The organism is Streptomyces daqingensis (assembly GCF_014645895.1).
Classification (GTDB): Bacteria; Actinomycetota; Actinomycetes; order Streptomycetales; family Streptomycetaceae; genus Streptomyces; species Streptomyces daqingensis.
Genome location: NZ_BMMP01000002.1, coordinates 287,290 through 308,871 on the forward strand (window position 1 = coordinate 287,290; position 21,582 = coordinate 308,871).

Here is a 21,582-nt window from a genome sequence, read left to right on the forward strand (position 1 = left end):
TCGGGAGGTTATCGGCACCCGGTGCCGCCTGTCGCCGCAGGTCTCCAACCGTGCGGCGGACAGGGGCGGTTACCGGTGTGCGGGCGGGCCCGTCCGGCGCGGGATCACTTGCGCGTCCACGCGCGCAGCTCGGCGCGGGTGTCGAACTTGGCGAGGTTCGTGTCGATGGGGTCGTCGGTGTACTGGTGGAAACGCCAGGGGTGCTTGATCCCCGGCTTGCCGGGCTTGCCGTTGTAGTGGGCTATCCACAGGCCGTCCCCCGCGAACGACGTGGTGTCGTGGTTGAGCCAGAAGTTGGTGTTGCAGTACAGCAGCACCCGGGTGTTCGGCCGCTTCTTCTGGACGTACTTGATCCACGAGTCCTTCTCGGCGTTGCTGACGGCCGAGTCCTCCCAGTCCAGGACGAGCATGTCGCCGCGCACCAGGTTGATCTTGGACATGAAGTAGTCGGCCTGCGCCTTCATGCTCCCGGAGCGCGCGAAGTGGTAGAAGCCCGTGACGAGTTCGGCGTCGCGTGCCGTCTTCCGCTGGTCCACCCACTTGGGGTTCGTGTACGACGTGCCCTCCGTGATCTTGATGAAGACGAAGTCGAGTCCTTTCGTGCTGTAGTCGGAAGGTTGGTATGACGAGACATCGACGCCCTTGATCACAGTGGACTCCTTACTGCCGCGTGGCGCGTTCGATTACGCCCTGTGTGCCTCCCGTACCCGTAGCACGCCGTCCCGTATCCCCAACAGACCGTGATGCGCCGGGGATGCGCGGACGGAACCGATGCGCGGGACACTGGGAAGCGCGCCCCGCACGCCGGGGGCGCACCGGGCGGGCGGCCGGCTGCGGACGCACGGCCCCGGCGCGTCGTCGCGGACTCCCCGCCGGGCGGGAGCGGAGGATCGGGGTGGGGACGGCCGGCCCGTGCACGGCGCGCGGCGGCGGACGTCCCGGCAGGACGAACCCACTGACGACAGGAGACCGGCACCATGGCGACGACACGCACCGCGAGCACCGTGTGGAGCGGAGACCTCAAGAGCGGTTCGGGCGAGACCGCGTTCGAATCCTCCGGCATCGGAAAGCAGGCCGTCACGTGGGCGTCCCGCGCGGAGGAGCCCGGCGGGAAGACGAGCCCGGAGGAGCTGATCGCGGCCGCGCACTCCAGCTGCTTCTCGATGGCGCTGTCGAACGGGCTCACGTCGGCGGGGACCCCTCCCACGCGTCTGACGACGAAGGCCGAGGTGACCTTCCAGCCGGGCACCGGCATCACCGGCATCCACCTGACGGTACGGGGTGAGGTCGAGGGCGTCGACGAGGCCGCCTTCACCGCCGCCGCCGAGGAGGCGAAGGCCAACTGCCCGGTCTCCCAGGCCCTTTCGGGCACCACGATCACCCTGACCGCCGACCTGGCCTGAGCGGAGGGGACATGCCCGAACTGCCCGAGGTCGAAGCCCTGCGCGACTTCCTGCACGAGCGTCTGACCGGCCGCGAGGTGCGGCGGGTCATGCCGGTGGCGGTGAGCGTGCTCAAGACGTACGACCCCGGGCCGGACGCGCTGGAGGGCCGCACCGTCACGGGCGTGCAGCGGCACGGCAAGTTCCTCGACCTGGACGCCGACGGCCTCCATCTGGTCGTCCACCTCGCCCGGGCCGGCTGGCTGCGCTGGCGGGAGGCCCTCCCGGCGCAGCCGCCCCGCCCGGGCAAGGGCCCCCTGGCGCTGAGGCTCTGGCTGGCCGAGCCCGCTGCCGGCGGGGGCGGGAACGCGGACGCGGAGGGCTTCGACCTCACCGAGGCGGGCACGCGCAAGCGCCTCGTCGTGTACTGCGTGCACGATCCGGGCGAGGTGCCGGGCGTCGCACGTCTCGGGCCCGACCCGCTCGCGGACGAGTTCACCCCCGAGGTCTTCGCGGAGCTGCTGCGCGGCAAGCGGCAGCGGCTGAAGGGCCTGCTGCGGGACCAGAGCGTCGTCGCCGGAATCGGCAACGCCTACTCGGACGAGATCCTGCACGCCGCCCGGATGTCCCCGTTCAAGATCGCCGCGGAGATGTCCGAGGACGAGATCGCGGCGCTCTACGAGGCCCTCCGCGTCACTCTCCGAGACGCCGTGGAGCGTTCCCGCGGCGTGGCCGCGGGCGAACTGAAGGCGGAGAAGAAGACCGGTCTGCGGGTGCACGGCCGCAAGGGTCAGCCGTGCCCCGTGTGCGGCGACACCGTCCGCGAGGTCTCCTTCAGTGACAGCGCGTTGCAGTACTGCCCCACCTGCCAGACGGGCGGAAAGCCCCTCGCCGACCGCCGGATGTCCCGGCTGCTGAAGTGATCCGGGCCCCGCTGCCGCCCGTCACACCGGGCGTATAGCGTGTCGGGGACATTTCCGAGAGAAGCGCACGAGGGGCAGGAATGACGGGCGAGGAAGTCGAGGAGTACGCGAAGAACCTCGCGCACATGGCCCGCGACCTGCTCGCGCAGGACTCCGTCCAGAAGACCCTGGACCGGATCGTCGAGCACGCGGTGTCCCTGATCGAGGGCTGCGAGGCCGCCGGGATCATGGCCGTCCAGAACGGCAGGGTCCAGACGCTCGCCACAACGAGCGACGTGGTCCGTGCCTCGGACCGCATACAGGGCGAGCTGGGCGAGGGCCCGTGCTTCGACGCGGCGCGCGTGCCCCAGGAGGTCTACCGGATCGCCGACATGACGGAGACGGTGGAGCGCTGGCCCCGTTACGCCCCCGAGGCACGGAAACTGGGCGTCGGGAGCATGATGGGCTTCCTGCTCTACACCGAGGAGGACAACCTCGGCGCCCTCGACATCTACTCGTCCCGGCCCAACACCTTCTCCAAGGCGTCGGAGGACGTCGGCTGGATGCTCGCCTCCCACGCCGCCGTCGCCTTCTCCAGCGCGCGTACGCACGCGCAGCTCCACGCGGCCATGGAGTCGCGGCACAGCATCGGCGAGGCGATCGGCATCGTCATGGAGCGCTACAAGCTGGACGAGGACCAGGCGTTCGCCGTGCTGAAGAAGAGTTCGCAGGACCAGAACGTCAAGCTGCGCGAGATCGTGCGGACCATCACCGAGACGGGCGAGATCCCCGGAGCCCGCTGAGCCCCGGGGACGTTCGCCGCGTCAACTCCTCGTGTTACGGGAGCGGTTGCGGCCGCGTGTCAACTCCTCCTGGTGCGGGAGCCCTTGCGGCCGCGCTTCGTCGTGGTGCTCCGGTACCCGAAGGGTCCGGGCAGGTCCATCGACGTGGTGCGGCGGCCCGTCGAACTGACCGTGTGCCGGGGGCCGTTCCCGCTGCCGGTCGTGACGGACCACGACTTGCGGTTGATGTTCAGACGTACACCGGGCAGGATCCGGAAGCTCTTCCGGAAGGTCAGGCCCATGATCGGCTCCTCAAGTCGATGCGGACACAACTCCGTTGCCCGCACGGTTACCCCCGCGGCGGCGGAAGACTCATCGGCCGTCCGGGGAGCTTCCCGGTCAGCCCCGCGCCGACGGACCGGGGCCCGCACGAGCCGCGCCGCGGGACGCGTCAGAGTTCCTGCCGCATCTCGCCGCCCTCCGGCTCGTCCTCCGTGCGGAAGACCAGCCGGTCGTCGACGACGTCGACCAGCAGCCGTGTGTGCGGCTTGAGTTCGCCGCCGAGCAGCATCCGCGAGAGCTGGTTGTCCACCTCGCGCTGGATGGTGCGGCGCAGCGGGCGTGCCCCGTACTCGGGCTGGTAGCCGCGCCTGACGAGCCAGTCGACGGACGCGGGCGAGAAGTCCACGGCGAGGTCCTGCGCGTGGACGCGGTGCCTGGTCTCGTCGAGCATCATGTCGGTGATCTTGCGCAGCTCGTCGTCGGAGAGCTGGCGGAAGATCACGATCTCGTCGATGCGGTTGAGGAACTCCGGGCGGAAATGCTCCCGCAGCGGGCGCAGCACCCGCTCCCTGCGGGCGTCCTCCTCGTCCTCCTCGTCACCGCTGCCGAATCCCAGCACCGCGCCGCGGCCCGAGACGGCTTCGGAGCCGAGGTTGCTCGTCATCACGATGACCGTGTTGGTGAAGTCGACGGTGCGTCCCTGCGAGTCGGTGAGCCGGCCGTCGTCGAGCACCTGGAGCAGGATGTTGAAGACGTCCGGGTGCGCCTTCTCGACCTCGTCGAGGAGCAGCAGCGAGTAGGGGTTGCGCCGCACGGTCTCCGTGAGCTGTCCCGCGTCCTCGTGGCCGACGTAGCCGGGCGGGGCGCCCACGAGCCGGCTGACGGTGTGCCGCTCCTGGTACTCGCTCATGTCGAGGCGCACCATGCGGTCGTCGGTGCCGAACAGCGACTCGGCCAGCGCCCGGGCGAGTTCGGTCTTGCCCACCCCGGTCGGGCCGAGGAAGAGGAAGCTGCCGATGGGGCGTGCAGGACTCGACAGGCCGGCGCGGGACCGGAGCACCGCGTCGGCGACGGCGGCGACGGCCTCGTCCTGGCCGATGACGCGCTCCCGCAGCCGCTCCTCCATGCCCAGCAGCCGCTCCCGCTCCTCCTGGGTGAGGTTGCTGACGGGGATGCCGGTCTGCCGGGAGACGATGTCGGCGATGTCCTCGACGGTGACCTCGGCGATGCGGCCGTTGGGCTGGTGCTTGCGCTCGTCCTGGTCGATGCGCGTCTTCAGTTCGGCGAGCCGGTCGCGCAACTGCTGCGCGCGCTCGTAGTCCTCCGCGGCGACGGCCTGGTCCTTGTCACGGGCGACCTGTTCGGCCTCGCGTTCGAGGGCGCGCACGTCGGTGCCGCGGGTCGCGGTGCGCAGCCGCACCCGGGCGCCGGCCTGGTCGATGAGGTCGATGGCCTTGTCGGGGAGGAAACGCCCGGTCAGGTAGCGGTCCGACAGTTCGACGGCCGCGATCAGGGCCTCCCCGGTGTAGCGGACCTGGTGGTGCGCCTCGTAGCGGTCGCGCAGACCGCGCAGGATCTCCACCGCGTCGCTCTCCGCGGGCTCCGGGACGAGGACGGGCTGGAACCGGCGTGCCAGCGCCGCGTCCTTCTCGATGTGGCGCCGGTGCTCCTCCAGCGTCGTCGCGCCGATGACGTGCAGCTCCCCGCGGGCGAGCGGCGGCTTGAGCATCTGGCTCGCGTCCATGGAGCCGCCCTCCGTACCGCCGCCGCCGGCACCGACGACGTTGTGCAGCTCGTCGATGAAGACGACCAGTTCCTCCGAGCGGGAGCGGATCTCGTCAATGATGCCGGTCAGGCGCTCCTCGAAGTCGCCGCGGTAGCGGGTGCCGGCGACGAGGCTGGAGACGTCGAGCTGGACGACGCGCCGCCCCAGCAGGTTGTCCGGGACGTCGCCGTCGGCGATGCGCTGCGCCAGTCCCTCGACGATCGCGGTCTTCCCCACGCCGGCCTCCCCGATCAGTACGGGGTTGTTCTTGCCGCGCCTGGCGAGGATCTCGATCGTCTGCTCGATCTCCGCGTCCCGTCCGATGACGGGGTCTATCCGGCCGTCGTGGGCCATCTCCGTCAGGTCGGTGCCGTACTTGTCGAGGTTGGGGGTGTCGCTGCGCCCCTGCCCCGGCATGGCGCCGCGGGCGGGCGGGCCCTCCGGGCCGCCGGCGGAACCCGGGTAGCCGCCGGGACCCTGCGGCCCGGACCCGGGGAACCCTCCGCTGGAGGAGGCCGACCGGGGATCGAAGTGCGCGGCGTTGAGGATCTGCCCGGCCGTCGAGTCGCGGTTGGCGGCCAGGGCGATGAGGACGTGCTCGCTGCCGATGTAGGACGCGCCCCGCGCGCGGGCGATGTCGTGGGCGTCCAGCAGCGCGCGTTTCACGGCCGGACTCACGGAGATCGACTTGCGGGGCGAGCCCTCGCCGACGTTCCTGTCGATCTCCTCGGTGAGCGCGGTGGCGTCCGCACCCGCCCTGGAGATCATCGTGCGGGTCGGCTCGGTCGTGAGGGCGGCGCGCAGCAGATGCTCGGTGTCCAGGTCGCTGCTGCCGTGCTGCGCCGCATACGAGGCAGCTTCGGAGACGAGCTGCCGGGCCGGTTCGCTCATCAGCCGCAGGAAGTCGTAGTAGCGGGGGTCCCGCCTTCCGCTGCCCGGGGAGGCGGCGCTGCCCAGGAAGCGTGCGATGAACTCTCCGAACGGGTCCCTGCCGAAGTCCTCGGGACCCATGTACCCGCCGGTCATAGGTATCCGTCCCGCTGACCCGGGCTCGGCCGGGCCACGCTGTGTCGGCTGCAAGAAGCTCCCGGGCCGGAGTTCCCCCGTACGGCGCCGCGACACGTGCCCCTGCGACGCCGGCGGGGGCGGCCGTACGCCCAGGGCTGGCGGGGAGCGGGGGCACGGACGGGCAGGCGGCGGGAGGGGCGCGGCGGCCATCGGGCCACGGGGGCGCGGCGGTGGTGGGATCATGGAGACGCCGGGGCGTGCGGACGTCCCGGCCGGAAAATCACTCGCGCCCGGCGCCGCAGTCGTGCTCAATGTCGGACGGGGACAGTCGACAGCGCTGCCGGCCGGGGTTCGCACTCCGCCAGAAGGAAGGCACACCCGATGCGAGGCTCTCCGTTAGGGCGTGCCGTCCCGCACTCCGAGAAGCGTCCCGCGCCGCCGGACACGGTGCGCCGCAGGACGTCGGAAGGCTCTCGCGCGGCTCCCCCGCGTACCCGGAGCAGCGCCCGGACGGCGCCTGCGGCACACCGGGGTTCCGCACCCGCTGGGGCCGGGGTGCGGCGTTCCCGGCGGGAGCGCCGGGCCCGGCGAGCCGTGCCGAGCCGCCACCCCTCGGGCAGACCGGGCGTCCCTCCCCCGGCCCGCGGCCCGCCGCCACCGGGGCCGACGAGAGTCCTGCACGAAGCAATGCAGCCGATGTGTTCGAGTCAGAGGGAAAGTCAGAGAACAGGGAGTACGGCATGGCGGACAGCAAGGACGAGCAGACCCCGGACGTGAAGCAGAAGTTCCGCGAGGCGCTCGACCGTAAGAACCAGCGCGCCAAGAAGGGCGTACCTCACGAGGACTTCACGATGAACGTGCACGCCCCGAGGTCCGACGGGCGCAAGCGGCAGTTCCGCCGCAAGACGGGCTGACCCGCGGGGTCGGCCGCTGGACTGGCCGATCCGCGCACCTGCCGGGCTGCCGCCGCTTCCCGCACCTCCGGTAAGCGGCGGCTTCGTGCTGCCGGGGAGCTACCGGCCGTCCCCCGTCAGGGCCGCGACGTGGCGCTTTATCGTCGCGGCGACGTCCCGCGTCCGGTCGCCGAGGTAGAAGTGCCCGCCGGGGAAGACCTCCAACTCGAAGGTTCCACCGGTGTGTTCGCTCCAGGCGCGGACGTCCTCGACAGGCGCCTTGAGGTCGCTGTCCCCCACCATGGCGACGACGGGACACCGCAGCGGCGGACCGGGCCGGGGGCGGTAGGTCTCGGCCGCCCTGTAGTCGGCGCGGAGCGCGGGAAGCACCATGCGGCGGATGTCCGGGTCGTCGAGGAGGGAGGCGTCCGTCCCGTCGAGAGCCTTGATCTCGGCCAGGAAGCCGTCGTCCTCCTTGAGGTGGATCCCCTCGTCGCGGTGGCGCGAGGGCGCACGCCGCCCCGAGACGAACAGCGCCACGGGCACGAGCCCCTTGTCCTCCATGCGCCGCGCCACCTCGAAGGCCACGGAGGCGCCCATGCTGTGGCCGAAGAGCACCGTGGGGCGGTCTGTCAGCGGCCACAGCGAGGCGAAGGCCCTGTCGGCCGTCTCGTGGACGTCGTCGAGGCACTTCTCCCGCAGCCTGTCCTGCCGCCCCGGGTACTGCACGGCGACGACGTCGGCCTCCCGCGCGAGAGCCTGCGACAGGGGGTGGAAGAAGCTGGCCGAACCGCCGGCGTGCGGCATGCAGACGAGCCGGAACGGAGCGTTCGGCGCGGGGTGGTAGCGCCGTATCCAGGGGTCTGCCGTGCCTGCGGCGGTGGTCATGGCCGGTTCCTCTCCGAGGTGTGGGCGGGGTGCGCGCTCCGGGCGTACGGCTGCGTCGGCGGCCGTCGCCGCGTAGACACTCGTGGACGCGGGGGCCGAAAGCAAGACGGCGCCCGAGCGGCGGACCGCCGTCAGCCGGCGGTGATCAGCGCTGTCGCGGCGGCGGCCGCGCAGAGGCCGGCGGCCTGGAGGCGCGTGGGCCTCTCCCCCAGCGCCGTCAGCCCCAGCACCACGGGCACCGCCGGGTAGAGGGACGAGAGGACGACGGCGATCACGACGAGCTGCTCCCTGGCGGCCAGCAGGTAGAGCACGAGAGCGAGAGCGGCGATCATGCCGGTGACCGCGGACCCGGCGGCGTACCGCGGCGGCAGGAGGGCCGGCGCTTCCGCGGACGCGCCCTGGGACGCTCCGGCGGGCGTTCGCGGGGGCCGCCGCAGTGGTGCGCGGCGCCTCCGTGCTGCCAGGAGCGGCACGGCGATCGCCGCGATCACCGCGAGCGCGGTGACGCGTCCCACCGCGACCGGCCAGATCCCCGCCGACGGCCGGGCCTGCGCCAGGGCGAGGTACTGCAGCGCGATCCCCGCGCCGGCGATCAGGCCGTCGAGGGAGGCGCCCGTGAGGACGGGGGCGCCCGGCCGGGACCGCTCCAGGGACACCAGCCACAGGGCAGGGACCGCGACCAGGATTCCCAGCCAGGCCGGCGCGGACGGCCGGTCGCCCAGGAGCACCACGCCGGCGACGACGGGCAGCGTTACGCCCGTGACGGCGCTGACGGGCACGACGACGCTCATCGCCCCGCGGCTCACACCCCGGTAGAGGTGGACCATCCCCACTCCGGTGCCCACGCCGGACAGCGCGCCCCAGGCGGTGTCCGGGGAGAGGGCCAGGGAGAGGACCGGCCTCGCAGCAGAGAACACCGGAGCGGCGAGCAGGGTGAGGACGAGACCGCCCCCTTGCCCGGCCAGCGCGACGAGGGCGAAGTGCGCACGGCGCGAGAGAAGGCCCCCGGTGACGTCGGCTATCCCGTAGCACACCGCCGACGCGAGGGCCAGGAGGGCGCCCATCAGGCACCGGGCGCCCTTCGACCGCCGCCGGGGCGCCGGTCCTCCCGCCCGGGGGAGGACCGGACGGGCCGGGCCCCGGATCGTCCGCGGTCACCGGGTCCGCCACCGGGTCCGCGGTCACCGGTCCCGTCGCCGCCGTCGCCCCCGCCGAGGCCGTCGCGCTCCGCCTGCCCGACGGGGCAGACCGCTCCGTCCCGCACGCAGCCGGCGCGGTCGCACAGGCGGCACATCAGCTCCGCGTCGCCCACCTCCGCGTACGCCCGGGCAAGCAGCTTGCCCAGGAGCTCCGCCAGGGTGTCCCGCTCCGCCTCGTCGAGGGCGTCGAGCATCCCGGTGAGGGGGCTGCCGCGGGCGGCGAGGAGCGACTGCGACGTGCGCATGCCGGCGGCGGTGGGCACGACCGACACCCAGCGGCCGGGGCCCTGGCGCCGCTCGGCCAGTCCGTCCGACTCCAGGGAGTCGACCATGCGCGCGGCAGCGGACTGCGAAAGGCCCACGCGCCGCCCGAGTTCCGTGACGCTCAGTCCCGGCGAGGCGGCCAGCGCGACCAGGGCGGCGGCTCCGCTGGCGCTGGTCCCGGCGGCCTTGGTGGCTCCCGCGAGCGCGAGGTCGGCCACGGCGAGCGCGGTGGCCCCGAGAAGGTTGGCCGTGCGTTCCTTATCATGCATGACTCATGCATAACGTGGCGGCGCCTGACGCACAACCCTCCCGGCAACGGGGCGGCAAATCCGCAGCAATGGGACAATATGAGGCGTTATGGATGTACTGCACAGGAACAACGTGGTGGTCGAAGGCCGGACGGACGGCCCGGTGATCATGCTGGCCAACGGCTTCGGCTGCGATCAGAACATGTGGCGCCTGGTGACCCCCCTGCTCGCGGACGAGTTCAAGATCGTGCAGTTCGACCACGTGGGCACCGGGGGGTCCGACAAGTCCGCCTGGCGGGAGGAGCGTTACTCCTCGCTGGACGGCTACGCCAGGGACGTACTGGAGATCTGCGACGCACTCGGCCTGGGGCCCCTGGTGTTCGTCGGCCACTCCGTCAGCTCCGTGTTCGGCGTCCTGGCCGCCGGGTGGGAGCCCGGAACCTTCGAGAAACTGGTGCTGCTGACGCCGTCGCCCCGCTACATCGACGACCACGACTACACGGGCGGCTTCAGCGCCGAGGACATCGACGAGCTGCTGGACTCCCTGGACAGCAACTACCTCGGCTGGTCGGCATCGTTGGCGCCCGTCATCATGGGCAACCCCGAACGGCCGGAACTGTCGGAGGAGTTGACGAACAGTTTCTGCCGGGTCGACCCGTCCATCGCGCGCGTCTTCGCCCGGGCCACGTTCCTGTCCGACAACCGCGCGGACCTCGCCAGGGTGACGGTGCCGACGAGGGTGATCGAGTGCGCCCATGACGTGATCGCTCCCAGGGAGGTCGGAGCCTTCGTGCACGAGGCGATCCCGGGCAGCGAACTCGTCACGCTCGACGCGGTCGGGCACTGCCCGCAGCTCAGCGCCCCCGAGCAGACCGCCGAAGCCATCGCCTCGTTCGCGGCCCGAACCGATGACGAGCGCTGACGGGGAAGGTTCCAGCGACGCACCGCGTTCCCGGACGGCGCACCTGGCCTACGCCTCGCTGCTGGAGAACAACGCCGAGGACCTCTTCGAGAACGCCCCGTGCGGATATCTCTTCACGCTGATGGACGGGCAGATCGTCAAGGCCAACCGCACGCTGCTGACATGGCTGGGCCGGACGCACGACGAGGTCGTCGGGCGCATGCGCTTCGCCGACATGCTCACGGTGGGCGGCAAGCTCTACCACGAGACGCACTACGCGCCGCTGCTCCGGCTCCAGGGCGAAGTCAGCGGCATCGCACTGGAGTTGAAGGCCGCGGACGGGACGCGGCTGCCGGTGCTCGTCACCTCGACCGTCATGACCGACAACGACGAGCATCCCCTGATGGTGCGCACCACCGTCACCGACGCACGCGACCGCCGCTCCTACGAGACCGAACTCCTGCGCGCCCGCGAGGATGCCGAGCACGAGCGCGCACGTCTCCAGCGGCTCGCCTCGACCCTGCAGCGCACCCTCGTCCCGCCGCATCTCTCGGCACCCCGGGGGCTGGAGGTCGCGGCGCACTACCACATCGCCTCCCGCGACGAAGTCAGCGGCGACTTCTACGACTTGTTCCCGCTGGCGGCCCACGGCACCTGGGGGCTCTTCCTCGGCGACGTGTGCGGGAAGGGCGCTCCCGCCGCCGCCCTGACCTCACTCGCCCGTTACACGCTGCGCGCCGCGGCGGTCTACGACCCGGATCCCGTCACCGTTCTGCACAACCTCAACACCGTGCTGAACACGGAGGATTACGAGCAGGAGCCCAGGTTCGCCACCGTCCTGTTCGGACTTCTCAGCGCCGAACGCGAGGGCTACCGCGTCACGTTGGCCAGCGGGGGCCATCCCGAGGCCCTGCTGCTGCGGGGCGACGGGACGGCGGAGTTCGTCCCGACCCCCGGAGGGCAGCTCATCGGCGTGCTCGCCGAACCGCACATCTCCACGACCACCGTCCGGCTGGCCCCGGGGGACACGCTGCTGCTCTACACGGACGGTCTCACCGAGGCGCACACTTCGGCGGGCGCCACCGACCGCTACGGCGACGAGGCACTCCTGGACTTCGCCAACGTCCTGGCCCCGAGCACCGCCGAGGAGACCGTCGACGCGCTCGCGGAGCTGCTGGACGCCTTCGGCGAGGGGCTCGACGACGACACCGCCCTGATGTCGGTGGGCGTGCCCCGGGGCGGGGACGGCCCGCGGACGTGACGGTACGGCGTCGCCCCTGGACAGGGCCGCAGTGCTCAACCGCCGGACGGGGCACCCTGGGCAACGGCGTCGCGTCGCGGGGCCGCCGTGCCCGTGCTCCGGCACCGTTGGAGGACGGGCCGCACCGAAGGCAGCATCGAGGGGTGAGCGGGGCTCTGTCCTGAGGGCCCTCGCCGCCCGCGCACCGTCTGGATCGTCTGGAGCACCACTGTGAAGATCACCCGAGTCGAGACGTTCGCCGTGCCGCCGCGCTGGCTCTTCTGCCGCATCGAGACGGACGACGGTCCGGTCGGCTGGGGCGAGCCCGTCGTGGAGGGGCGGGCGGAGACCGTACGGGCCGCCGTCCACGAGCTCGCCGACCAGTTCCTCGTAGGCGCCGACCCGTCCCGCATCGAGGACCTGTGGCAGCTGATGAGCAAGGGCTCCTTCTACCGCGGCGGGCCCGTGCTCTCCAGTGCCGTCGCCGGCATCGACCAGGCGCTGTGGGACATCGCCGGCAAGGCGCTCGGCGCACCGGTGTACCGGCTCCTCGGCGGGCCCGTGCGCGAACGGGCCCGCGCCTACTGCTGGGTCGGGGGCGACGAGCCGGCCCAGGTGCGCGACCAGGTCGCGGCCCAGGTGGACGCCGGCTTCACCGCGGTGAAGATGAACGCCTCCGGCCGCATGAGCCCGCTGCCGACCCCCGCGGAGCTGGCGGACGTCGCGGCCAGGGCGGAAGCCGCGCGTGAAGTCCTGGGCCCCGAGGGGGACTTCGCGGTCGACTTCCACGGGCGGTTCTCGACCGCCGGCGCCGTCAGGGCGGCAGGCGTGCTGGAGCCGTACGCGCCGATGTTCGTGGAGGAGCCCGTGCTGCCGGAGTACACGCACCTCATCGGGCGGGTCACGGACTCGACGCGGCTGCCGGTGGCCACCGGCGAGCGGCTGTTCTCCCGCACGGACGCCCTGCCCGCCCTGCAGGCCGGGATCGCGGTGCTGCAGCCCGACCTCTCCCACGCGGGCGGCATCTCGGAGTGCCGCCGCATCGCCTCGCTGGCGGAGACCTTCGACGTGCTCGTCGCACCGCACTGCCCGCTCGGGCCGCTCGCTCTCGCCGCCTCCCTCCAACTCGCCTTCTGCACGCCGAACTTCCTCATCCAGGAGCAGTCCATCGGCATCCACTACAACAAGGGTGCCGAGCTGCTCGACTACGTCGCCGACCGCTCCGTCTTCCGCTTCGAGGACGGCCATCTCCCGCGTCCCACCGGGCACGGACTGGGCGTCGAGATCGACGAGAAGGCGGTACGGAAGGCGGACGGCTCGGCGAAGAGCTGGCACAACCCGGTCTGGCGGCACGGCGACGGCTCGTTCGCCGAGTGGTGATCCCCGCTCCCGCGACGCGGACCCCGGCGCCCCTCCCCCAGGCCCTCCCCGAACCGGGAGACAGGGCGCCGGGGCGGGGGCGGTCCGGCCGGGGCGGGTCACCGCCGGGCCGCTTCCAGGGTCAGCACGGCATCGTCGCCCGCCGCCGCCCGCACGCCGAAGTCGCGGCTGATCTCGTCCAGTACGGACCGCAGCCATGCGGCGTCGGCCGGCGCAGCACGGTGCAGCCGCATCCGGCGCGAGATGAACGGAACCGCGCGCAGCCGGACGAGCCGGCCGCTTCCCACGTCGACCGACGCGAGGTACAGCAGCCGCAGTTCGTCCCGGTACTCCTCGTAGCCGGTGATGCCCTCGTAGTCGTCGATGAAGTCGCCGCAGCCGTAGAGCACGAGCTTGCCGCGGTAGATCTCGACTGGGCGGGGGTGGTGCGAGGAGTGACCGAACACGACGTCCGCTCCACCGCCGTCGATGAGCCCGTGCGCGAACCGGGTCTGCTCCGGTGGAACCGTGTAGCCCCAGTTGGAGCCCCAGTGCACGGAGACGACCACGACATCGCCCGGACGCCGCAACTCCCGCACACGGCAGGACAGTTCGGCAGCGGAGGACTCCGACAGCACCGGCAGGAAGTCGACGCCCGGCCGGCTCTCCGTCGCCGCCCAGGAGCCCGGGACGCCGCTGGACGGGGTGCCCGTCGCGAACGTCAGCACCCGGCGGGCGGGCCCCGGGCCCGTGAGGGGCACCACGGCCGGCCGGCGCGCCTCCTCCAGGTCACGTCCCGCCCCCGCCGTCCGCAGCCCCGCCCCGGCGAGGGCGTCGAGCGTCTCCTCCAGGCCGGGCACGCCGAAGTCCATGACGTGGTTGTTGGCCAGCACGCACACGTCCGGACGTGCCGCCGAGAGGCAGGGCAGATTGGCGGGGGCCATCCGGTAGTGGATGCCCTTGCCGGGTGCGAACGCCGGGCTCGACGTCACGCTGGTCTCCAGGTTCATCACCCGGACGTCCGGACGGAACGTCTCCAGCGCCTGCAACGCGTCTCCCCACGGCCAGGAGAACCCGGCCGGGACGGGAACCGGTCCGCTGCGCGCCTCGACGAGGCGGACGTAGTCCCCCGCGTGCCGGGTGAACCCCTCCCGCAGCTCGGGGCTCCCCGGGTACGGGAGGATCTGGTCGACACCGCGACCGAGCATGACGTCGCCGCACAGGGACAGATCGACCGATTCACCGCTCATCGCCGCAATATATGCACCGGCCGTCGCCTCCCGGCCTCACTCTGACACCTGCGGCGGGTGGTCTGGACGAGGCGACTGCCGCCGGCCGGGCCGGGGCACGGCTCCGCCGGGCACGCCGGCGGCCGGGACGGGCTCCCCCGCTCCCCGGCGCCTCAGCTGGCGGCCTGCTCCGAACCGCTTTCCGTACGGCGCAGCTCGTCGTTGGCGCGCTGCGCCTCCTGGAGCTGGTCCTCCAGGGCGATGATGCGGCAGGCCGCCTCGATCGGCGTGCCGTCGTCGACGAGCTCCCGCGCGCGTGCCGCGAGCCGCAGCTGGTGACGGGAGTAGCGGCGGTGGCCGCCGGCGGAGCGGAGGGGGACGATCAGTTCGGCGTCGCCGAGTGCGCGGAGGAAGGCGGGGGTGGCCCCGATCAGCTCCGCGGCCCGGCCCATGGTGTATGCGGGGTAGTCGTCGTCTTCGAGACGATCGGCGAACTGCGAGGAATTCTCTTCTGGCACTTGCACCTCTTCCGGGACGCGTCGAGGGGCCCCGGTGCCGTGCGGCACCGGGGCCCCGAGGGGTTTCAACACCATCCGCCGGCTGTGCGAGCCGGCTCTTGAGTTACCGCATACGGGCCGGACGGCCGGAATGCGGGGATCGCGGTTGCTGGACCGTGGACCACCTTCCAATCCGGGGTCTGCGGTACCCGGGCGCTCTGCGAACTCTCCCGGGCGATCCCGATGGCGTCTGACTCCTCTCTTTCCTTGATCTTCTTCTCACGGGTACTGCTCGGACAACAGGACATGCACGGCGGCTTCTCCCGACCGCCCGGCGCGGCCACCGGCCTCGGAGCTCCGGGGGATCGCTTCTGACTCCGCCGGCCTGCCGCCGCACCGCTTACGGCTCGTGGCAGTTCGTCCTCTGCCACGCTTTCTGACTCCTTCGAAGACAGCAGGAACTCTACCCCGACCGCGTCTCGATGTCTACAGCCGCGAGTACAGATTTCCGGTGTCGTGTAGAAGAGGAATGCACCTGGGGTGCCCGCCCTCGCGCGGAGCCTCCCGGGCACCTGTCACGGGGCCCCGGCGCCTGCCGCGCGGGGGCCCGCGCCCCGTGCGGGCGGAACACGGCGGGTACAGGGCCGCCGCCGGATTGCTCAGCCGCTGCTGGTGACCTGTCCGGCTCACCTCGTGTCGCGACGGCCGGCACGCACATCTCCTGGTTGTCGGCTCGGCCGGGTAGCCCGCTGAGAGGACGGCCTCCCCCTTCGGGCTGCACGGTCCGTCCGCCGCGAGCACCGCCCGCAGCGGGCGGAGCCATTTGTCAGAGACGCCCAAAACCCCACTGCCGCCAAAGGCGAGCACCTAGCGTGAGGGCCCCGACCCATCCACCGAGGGACCAGATGATGCGTGCCGCTCGAACCCGTGCCGTCCTCACCGCTCTGCTCCTCGCGAGCACCCTCGCCGTGGCCGGCTGCTCGGAGGACAGCAGCCCCGCACCGGCGGACAAGGCGAAGCCCGAGAAGCCGGCCGGGGAAGCCGGTGAGGCCGGTGAGGGGAAGCCGGACAAGGACGCCCCAGAGAAGGACGATTCCGGCAAGGACGCTCCGGAGGGCATCGCCCCCGGCGAGAAGGCGCCCGACGGAGCCCCCGCATCGCTGCAGTTCGCGGGCTCGACCGTCGACGGCAAGACGTTCAAGGGCGCGACGCTGGCCGACAAGCCGGCCGTCCTGTGGTTCTGGGCGCCCTGGTGCGGCACGTGCAAGGGACAGGCAGCGCAGACCGCCAAGCTCGCCGCTGAGTACAAGGGGAAGGTGAACTTCCTCGGCGTCGCCGGCCTGGACAAGACGGAACCCATCCGCGGCTTCGTCAGCGCCCAGAAGGTCGGCAACTTCCCGCACCTGAACGACCAGAAGGGCAGCGTCTGGAAGAAGTTCGGGATCACGCAGCAGAGTTCGTACGTGATGCTCGACAAGAACGGCAAGAAGGTGCACGCGGGCGCCGCCACGGGGCCGAGCGAACTGAACAAGCTCGTCTCCGGTCTCGCCGGCTGACGTTCACGTCCCGCCCATGGCCGACCTTCCTCTCGCCCTGGCCCTGACCGCGGGCATGCTCGCGGCGGTGAATCCCTGCGGCTTCGCGCTGCTGCCCGCGTACCTCTCGCTGCTCGTGCTGGGCGAGGACTCCCCCACCAGGGGGGCGGCGGTCGCACGTGCGGTGGCGGCGACCGCCGCGATGACGCTCGGATTCGCCGGTGTCTTCGGCGTGTTCGGGCTCGTCGTCGCACCGGTCGCGAGCCAGGTGCAGCAGCATCTGCCGTGGTTCACCGTCTTCTTCGGTCTGCTGCTCGCGGGGGCCGGTGTGTGGCTGCTGGCGGGCCGCGAACTGCCGTCTCCGGCACCGAAGTTGCGCCGCGCTCCCGGGGTGGGCCGCTCGCTGCCGTCGATGGCGCTGTTCGGCGGCGCGTACGCCGTCGCCTCGCTCGGCTGCACCATCGCGCCGTTCCTCGCGATCGTCGTCTCCGCCTTCCGGAGCGGGTCCGCGGGCCAGGGGCTGCTGCTCTTCGGGGCGTACGCGGCCGGAATGGGCGCGATCGTCGGCGTCGCCGCCCTGGCCGTGGCGCTCGCCCGAACCGCGACGGTGGACCGGCTGCGCGGCGTGGGGGCCGTCGCGTCGCGGTTCGGGGGCGGCCTGCTGGTCGTCGTGGGCGCGTACACGGCGTACTACGGCTGGTACGAGATCCGCGTGTTCGGCGGCGGTGACACGGCGGACCCGGTGATCGGCGCCGCCGGATACGTTCAGCGGTCGCTCGCGAACGGCGTGGAGCAGATCGGCATGCCGGTGGTCGCGTGCGTGTTCGCCGTCCTGCTGGCCGCCGCGGCCGTGCTGGTGAAGTACCGGCCGGGACGGCGGACTCCGCGGGGCCGCGGCGGCGAACCGGCAGATGCGGTGCCGCCGCGTACGAGCTGACGAGGGCGTGCGGCCGTTCGGTGCCGCCGAGTTGAGGCTCAGCGCTCCCCGCGCTTCGCGGCACCCCGCCGGAGCCTGGCGCGTACGGCACGCTGGGCGACAGGCCCCAGGTCCTCCAGGACCTCCGCCAGCCCGGCCAGTTGCTCCAGCGCGTCCAGAGCGCCTGCCGCGCCCCGCGGGTCGACTCCCTCGTAGAGTTCGAGCCCGACGAAGGCCGACGCGAGCGCGCGGGCGAGCCCGCCCGCGTCCGTGAACTCGGCGACGGGGGAACCCTCGAGGACGCGGGCGAGCACTCGCTCTATCTCCTCGATCCACAGCGCGAGCCCGGCCGCCGTGGCCGGCGCCAGCCGGGGGTGGGTCTGGGCCCCCGCGAGCAGTTGTGCGAGTACGGCCACGTGGCCGCCGGCGCGCTCCTGTGCGTGCAGCTCCCGGCCGAGTTCGAGGAGTTCGGCCAGGGTGCGGACCGAGGCGAAGCGCTCGCGGTAGCGCGCGACGCGTTGCTCCGCGCCGAACCGGCAGGCAGCGGCGAGGAGTTCGTCGACGCTGCCGAAGTGGTAGAAGACCAGCGCCTGGTTCACTCCGGCCGCGGCGGCGATGGTGCGCGCCGAGGTCTTGCCGATCCCCTGCTCGACGACGGTGCGCAGCGCCCCGTCCAGCAGCTTCTCGCGTGTCCCCTCGCTCACGCCCGCGCCTCCTCGCGCAGCGGCCGCAGACCGGCGCGTACGCCTCGCTCCGCGACGTCGGCGTACTCGGCGGCGAAGGAGCCCTCGTAGCCGAAGAGGGGACCGAACCGGCGGTTGGAGACACGCACTTGGATGCGGAAGCGGCGGGCCCTCTCGTCGTAGGACTCCCGCACCACCGCATCGCCTGCGAGCAGTTCCGGGACGCGCACGTCCACCGGCCCTTCCCTGAACCGGTGTTGCCCGGAGCGGATCACGAGGGCCCCCTCCTCGTCCGCTTCGAGGTGCAGGTCGGAGGCGAGGTGCTGGTGGGTGCCGAGGTAGTCGACGATGCAGCCGCGCTCGGGGCTGTGGACCATGGTGGCGTCGAAGCGGCGGACGCGGCGCGGGAACTGGAAGGTGCGCACGAAGGTGACGGTCTCCCGCCCGTAGGAGTCCCGGTAGGGGAAGTTCTCGATGGTGAAGGGGATGTCCCTTCCGGCCTCGGGCACGAGGATGTTGCGGCTGCCGCCCAGGGCGAGGAACGGACGGACGAAGCCGCGCCGGTGCCAGACGCGGTCCATCGTGCCGCGGCCGACGCACGCCGTGACGCTGTCGAGCCCGACGGAGAAGCGCCGCCGCACCTCCGGGTGGAGCCGCGCGAAGTCCCCGGCGCCGAGGGCCTGTTCGAAGATGCTCGTCATGGCTTCACCAGTTTCGTGAGGAGGGCGGGTGCGGTCGCGGCCGCCCGGCCCGCCGCGGAGCGCGACGGCGGGCGGCGCAGGCAGCGGCGGGCGGCAGGGGTGCGGCGCGACGGGGGCAGCAGCGACGCGAGTGCCGCGACGGCGAGGACGCCCGGCGCGGCGTACGCGGCGGCGGGGCCGGGCAACGCCCCGGATTGGGCGAGGGCCGCCGCACCGGTGACGGCGGCGCACCGTACGGACACCTCCGCGAGGGCGTACCGCAGCGACCGCTCGGGGGTGATGCCGTGTTCGCACCACAGGCGCAGCCGGTCGAACGACCAGGCCGTCGCCCATCCCATGAGGGGACGCAGGACGAACCGGTCCGCGACCCGGCCGAAGCACCCCCAGCGCGGCCGGTAGTCGTATCCCGTCAGGAAGCGCAGCGCCTCGCCGTCGGGGACGTAGCGCCAGTAGCCGCGGCCCTCCTCGATGAACGAGAGCGGGTGGGCGGAGGCGAAGCGCAGAGCCGAGGTGCGGGTGCCGTCGGGCCGGTCCTGCTCGCCGGCCGAGACGCCGGTGCCGGAGATCTTCAGCCACGGCAGGACGCGTGTGGCGTACCGGAAGCGCTGCGGCTCCCCCGGCTCGCGGGGGAGGTAGCCGATCTCCCCGAACCTCAGGTCCCAGCGCTGGTGCAGTGCGGGGTCCTGGCTGCGGTCCCACACCGTCCCGATCCCGGCGCGGATGCGCGTCTCCACGTAGAGCCGCATCGAAGATCCCCCCTCGGTCCGCACTCCGCTCGATTTGAGCACTCGCTCAAAGTACAGAGTTTTGAGCGAGTGCTCAAGACGCGGGCGCGGCATTGCCGGACGGGACGTCGGGGACCGGGCGGTCGGTCGGTCGGGCTGTCGGGCCGTCGGGCCGTCGGGCCGTCGGGCTGTCGGGCCGTCGGGCCGTCGCGGCAACGAAAAGGGCCGCCGACGGTCCGCCCCCCGAAGGGTGCGGTGCGTCGGCGGCCCATGCGGAGCCGTGCGGAGCGGATGCGGCCCGGGGAGGCCCGCACCCAGGGCACGTCGTTTGGATCTTCGCGGGCTTGCGACGCCCAGCACGCCCGTCTGCTGCGTTGTCGGAGTCGCCCGAGTACTCCCCTGGCCTTCGGCATGGGGGACCCCAGTACGAGGGCGATCCTCCGCCTGGCATCCGGACGCACCGGACGCCGCTCGCTGAACCACGAAGATCCAAACGACGCACCCTAGTCGGTGGTCTTACCGGCCTCCCCCTCGTCCTTGCTCCGTCCCACGAGGACGGAGTGCCGCCGCCCGTAGAAGAAGTAGATCGCGAGGCCCAGGAGCAGCCATGCCGCGAAGCGCAGCCACGTGAACACGTCCAGGTTGGACATCAGGTAGAGGCACGCGAGCGCGGTGACGATCGGCAGCCACGGCGACAGCGGAACCCGGAAGGGCCGCTCCAGCTCGGGACGCTTGCGGCGCAGCAGCGGCACCGCCAGGGCGACGATGAGGAAGCCGGACAGCGCGCCGATGCTGACCATGTCGGCCAGTTCGGTGATCGGGACGAACCCTGCCAGGACCATGATCAGGACGGAGATCGCGATCGTCATGCGGTGCGGGGTGCCCCAGCGGGGGTGGACCTCGGAGAGCCGCCGGGGCAGCAGGCCGTCGCGGCTCATCGCGAAGCCGATGCGGCCCAGGGTGACGAGCTCGACCATCATCACGGACGTCAGCCCGCTGATCGCGCCCAGCCCGACGAGCACGCCCACCCACGGGGCGCCGGCCGACTGGAACGCGGCCGAGATGGGCGCGCCCTCGTCGATCTCCCGGTAGTCGACCATCGCGTTGAGCACGAAGGAGACCGCGACGTACAGGACGGTGCAGACGGCGAGGCTGCCCAGCAGGCCGCGCGGCAGGTCGCGCTTCGGGTTCTTCGTCTCCTCGCCGAGGTTGGCGAGCGCCTCGAAGCCGGTGTAGGCGAAGAAGACGACGGCCGCCGCGGTGAGCACGCCGCCGATGCCGAAGACCGACTGCTCCAGTCCCGCGACCGCCTGGATCAGCGGCTGGTCGACGATCGAGGCGCCGCTCTCGGCGGGTTCGGCCGGCGGGACGAAGGGGTCGAGGTTGGCGCCGCGCACGAAGAAGAGTCCCGCGACGACGATCAGCACGCACACCGAGACCTTGACGATGACGAGCACGTTGGTCACGCGGGACGAGCCGCGGATGCCCGTGACCGCCACCACGGTGAGCACGGCGATGATGAAGATCGCCCCGATGTTCACCGTGGCCTGCTCACCGAACCATTCCGGAGGCAGGTCCAGGAGGTTGGCCACGTAGCCGGACCAGCTCCGGGAGACCACGGCGGCCCCGAGGGCGAACTCCAGCAGCAGGTCCCAGCCGATGATCCAGGCGAAGAGTTCGCCGAGCGTGGCGAACGCGTAGGTGTAGGCGCTGCCCGCCGTGGGGACGGCGGAGGCCAGTTCGGCGTAGCACAGCGCCGCGAGCGCGGCGACGGCGCCGGCGATGACGAAGGAGACGACGACGGCCGGACCGGCGTGCTGCTTGGCCTCCACGCCGACCAGCGTGAAGATGCCGGTCCCGATGATCACTCCGACGCCGAAACCGGCCAGCGAGGTGGCCGACAGGGTCCGTTTCAGCGTGTTCTGCCGGCTCCGGTCCAGTACGTCGTCGACCGGCATCTTTCGCAATAGGTTCATCGGCACTTTCTCACTCTGCCCGGATCGTCCGGCGCTGTTCGGTTCACGCGGAGCGTGCTGGCGCGGACGCCGCCGCGGGCGCCCGACAGGCCGCCGGTCACCGGTTCACGGATCCCGCCGCCGTGCGGCGGCGCGGGCATCGCCCGCGCTGCCGCACGCCCGTATGCCCAGTCGGGGCCGGATGATGCCCGTGACTTCGCTCGCACC

General features: G+C 72.2%; 21 protein-coding genes. 9 read left to right on the plus strand and 12 right to left on the minus strand.

What is annotated here, in order from left to right; genetic code table 11:
- Positions 1–104: 104 nt before the first annotated feature.
- A complete protein-coding gene (locus IEY56_RS03635) occupies positions 105–650 on the minus strand; it encodes a glycoside hydrolase family 25 protein (protein ID WP_189035575.1) in 546 nt (181 codons plus the stop codon).
- Positions 651–977: 327 nt separating this feature from the next.
- Here IEY56_RS03635 and IEY56_RS03640 point away from each other — a divergent pair, with 327 nt between their 5' ends.
- From IEY56_RS03640 to IEY56_RS03650, 3 genes are all read left to right on the plus strand, one after another.
- Entirely contained in the window at positions 978–1,403 is a 426-nt protein-coding gene (locus IEY56_RS03640; protein WP_189035576.1) for an OsmC family peroxiredoxin, read from the plus strand.
- 11 nt (positions 1,404–1,414) lie between these two features.
- Positions 1,415–2,305, plus strand: a complete 891-nt coding sequence (locus IEY56_RS03645) for an Fpg/Nei family DNA glycosylase (protein WP_189035577.1) — start codon at positions 1,415–1,417, stop codon at positions 2,303–2,305.
- 80 nt (positions 2,306–2,385) lie between these two features.
- A complete protein-coding gene (locus tag IEY56_RS03650; RefSeq protein WP_189035578.1) occupies positions 2,386–3,087 on the plus strand; it encodes a GAF and ANTAR domain-containing protein in 702 nt (233 codons plus the stop codon).
- Between the two features lie 59 nt (positions 3,088–3,146).
- Here IEY56_RS03650 and IEY56_RS03655 read toward each other — a convergent pair whose 3' ends face one another.
- Positions 3,147–3,368: a DUF4236 domain-containing protein gene (locus IEY56_RS03655; RefSeq protein WP_189035579.1), complete on the minus strand. Its 222-nt coding sequence runs from the start codon at positions 3,366–3,368 to the stop codon at positions 3,147–3,149.
- 149 nt (positions 3,369–3,517) lie between these two features.
- Entirely contained in the window at positions 3,518–6,139 is a 2,622-nt protein-coding gene (locus tag IEY56_RS03660; RefSeq protein ID WP_189035580.1) for an ATP-dependent Clp protease ATP-binding subunit, read from the minus strand.
- A 722-nt stretch (positions 6,140–6,861) separates the two neighbouring features.
- Between IEY56_RS03660 and IEY56_RS03665 the strand changes: the two genes are divergently transcribed.
- Complete coding sequence (locus IEY56_RS03665; RefSeq protein WP_189035581.1) at positions 6,862–7,035, plus strand: DUF5302 domain-containing protein; 174 nt, start codon at positions 6,862–6,864, stop codon at positions 7,033–7,035.
- A gap of 99 nt (positions 7,036–7,134) precedes the next feature.
- Here the strand turns inward: IEY56_RS03665 and IEY56_RS03670 are convergent, their stop codons facing one another.
- From IEY56_RS03670 to IEY56_RS03680, 3 genes are all read right to left on the minus strand, one after another.
- Complete coding sequence (locus IEY56_RS03670) at positions 7,135–7,902, minus strand: thioesterase II family protein (RefSeq protein WP_189035582.1); 768 nt, start codon at positions 7,900–7,902, stop codon at positions 7,135–7,137.
- Positions 7,903–8,033: 131 nt separating this feature from the next.
- Positions 8,034–8,966, minus strand: a complete 933-nt coding sequence (locus IEY56_RS03675) for an EamA family transporter (protein WP_189035583.1) — start codon at positions 8,964–8,966, stop codon at positions 8,034–8,036.
- Positions 8,966–9,634, minus strand: a complete 669-nt coding sequence (locus IEY56_RS03680; protein WP_189035584.1) for a MarR family winged helix-turn-helix transcriptional regulator — start codon at positions 9,632–9,634, stop codon at positions 8,966–8,968. Before IEY56_RS03680 ends, IEY56_RS03675 begins: the two co-directional genes overlap by 1 nt.
- 88 nt (positions 9,635–9,722) lie before the next feature.
- Between IEY56_RS03680 and IEY56_RS03685 the strand changes: the two genes are divergently transcribed.
- The 3 genes from IEY56_RS03685 to dgoD all read left to right on the plus strand — a co-directional run bounded on the left by IEY56_RS03685 (position 9,723) and on the right by dgoD (position 13,134).
- Positions 9,723–10,535 carry an alpha/beta fold hydrolase gene (locus IEY56_RS03685; RefSeq protein WP_189035585.1) on the plus strand — a complete coding sequence of 271 codons (813 nt, stop codon included), beginning with the start codon at positions 9,723–9,725 and terminating at the stop codon, positions 10,533–10,535.
- Positions 10,522–11,775, plus strand: a complete 1,254-nt coding sequence (locus IEY56_RS03690) for a PP2C family protein-serine/threonine phosphatase (protein ID WP_189035586.1) — start codon at positions 10,522–10,524, stop codon at positions 11,773–11,775. Before IEY56_RS03685 ends, IEY56_RS03690 begins: the two co-directional genes overlap by 14 nt.
- 210 nt (positions 11,776–11,985) lie before the next feature.
- Positions 11,986–13,134 (plus strand): galactonate dehydratase, encoded by a 1,149-nt coding sequence (gene dgoD, locus IEY56_RS03695; RefSeq protein ID WP_189035587.1) that lies wholly within the window; start codon positions 11,986–11,988, stop codon positions 13,132–13,134.
- 98 nt (positions 13,135–13,232) lie between these two features.
- On the opposite strand, the gene IEY56_RS03700 is transcribed toward dgoD, so the two are convergent.
- On the minus strand, positions 13,233–14,363 hold the full coding sequence (locus tag IEY56_RS03700) for a CapA family protein (protein WP_189035588.1): 1,131 nt from the start codon (positions 14,361–14,363) through the stop codon (positions 13,233–13,235).
- 152 nt (positions 14,364–14,515) lie between these two features.
- Positions 14,516–14,860, minus strand: a complete 345-nt coding sequence (locus IEY56_RS03705) for a MerR family transcriptional regulator (protein ID WP_229711583.1) — start codon at positions 14,858–14,860, stop codon at positions 14,516–14,518.
- Between the two features lie 887 nt (positions 14,861–15,747).
- Here IEY56_RS03705 and IEY56_RS03710 point away from each other — a divergent pair.
- Both IEY56_RS03710 and IEY56_RS03715 read left to right on the plus strand, forming a co-directional pair.
- Positions 15,748–16,395, plus strand: coding sequence for a redoxin family protein (locus IEY56_RS03710; protein ID WP_189035590.1), 648 nt, complete (start codon positions 15,748–15,750; stop codon positions 16,393–16,395).
- A gap of 16 nt (positions 16,396–16,411) precedes the next feature.
- Entirely contained in the window at positions 16,412–17,311 is a 900-nt protein-coding gene (locus IEY56_RS03715) for a cytochrome c biogenesis CcdA family protein (protein WP_189035591.1), read from the plus strand.
- A 38-nt stretch (positions 17,312–17,349) separates the two neighbouring features.
- Here IEY56_RS03715 and IEY56_RS03720 read toward each other — a convergent pair whose 3' ends face one another.
- The 4 genes from IEY56_RS03720 to IEY56_RS03735 all read right to left on the minus strand — a co-directional run bounded on the left by IEY56_RS03720 (position 17,350) and on the right by IEY56_RS03735 (position 21,375).
- The gene (locus tag IEY56_RS03720) at positions 17,350–17,994 is read right to left on the minus strand and encodes a TetR/AcrR family transcriptional regulator (RefSeq protein WP_189035592.1); all 645 of its coding nucleotides are present in this window, start codon (positions 17,992–17,994) and stop codon (positions 17,350–17,352) included.
- Positions 17,991–18,674, minus strand: a complete 684-nt coding sequence (locus IEY56_RS03725; protein WP_189035593.1) for a DUF4166 domain-containing protein — start codon at positions 18,672–18,674, stop codon at positions 17,991–17,993. The genes IEY56_RS03720 and IEY56_RS03725 overlap by 4 nt, the downstream gene beginning before the upstream one ends.
- Entirely contained in the window at positions 18,671–19,420 is a 750-nt protein-coding gene (locus IEY56_RS03730; RefSeq protein ID WP_189035594.1) for a hypothetical protein, read from the minus strand. Before IEY56_RS03730 ends, IEY56_RS03725 begins: the two co-directional genes overlap by 4 nt.
- Positions 19,421–19,902: 482 nt before the next feature.
- Positions 19,903–21,375, minus strand: coding sequence for an APC family permease (locus IEY56_RS03735; protein ID WP_189035595.1), 1,473 nt, complete (start codon positions 21,373–21,375; stop codon positions 19,903–19,905).
- Between the last annotated feature and the right edge of the window lie 207 nt (positions 21,376–21,582).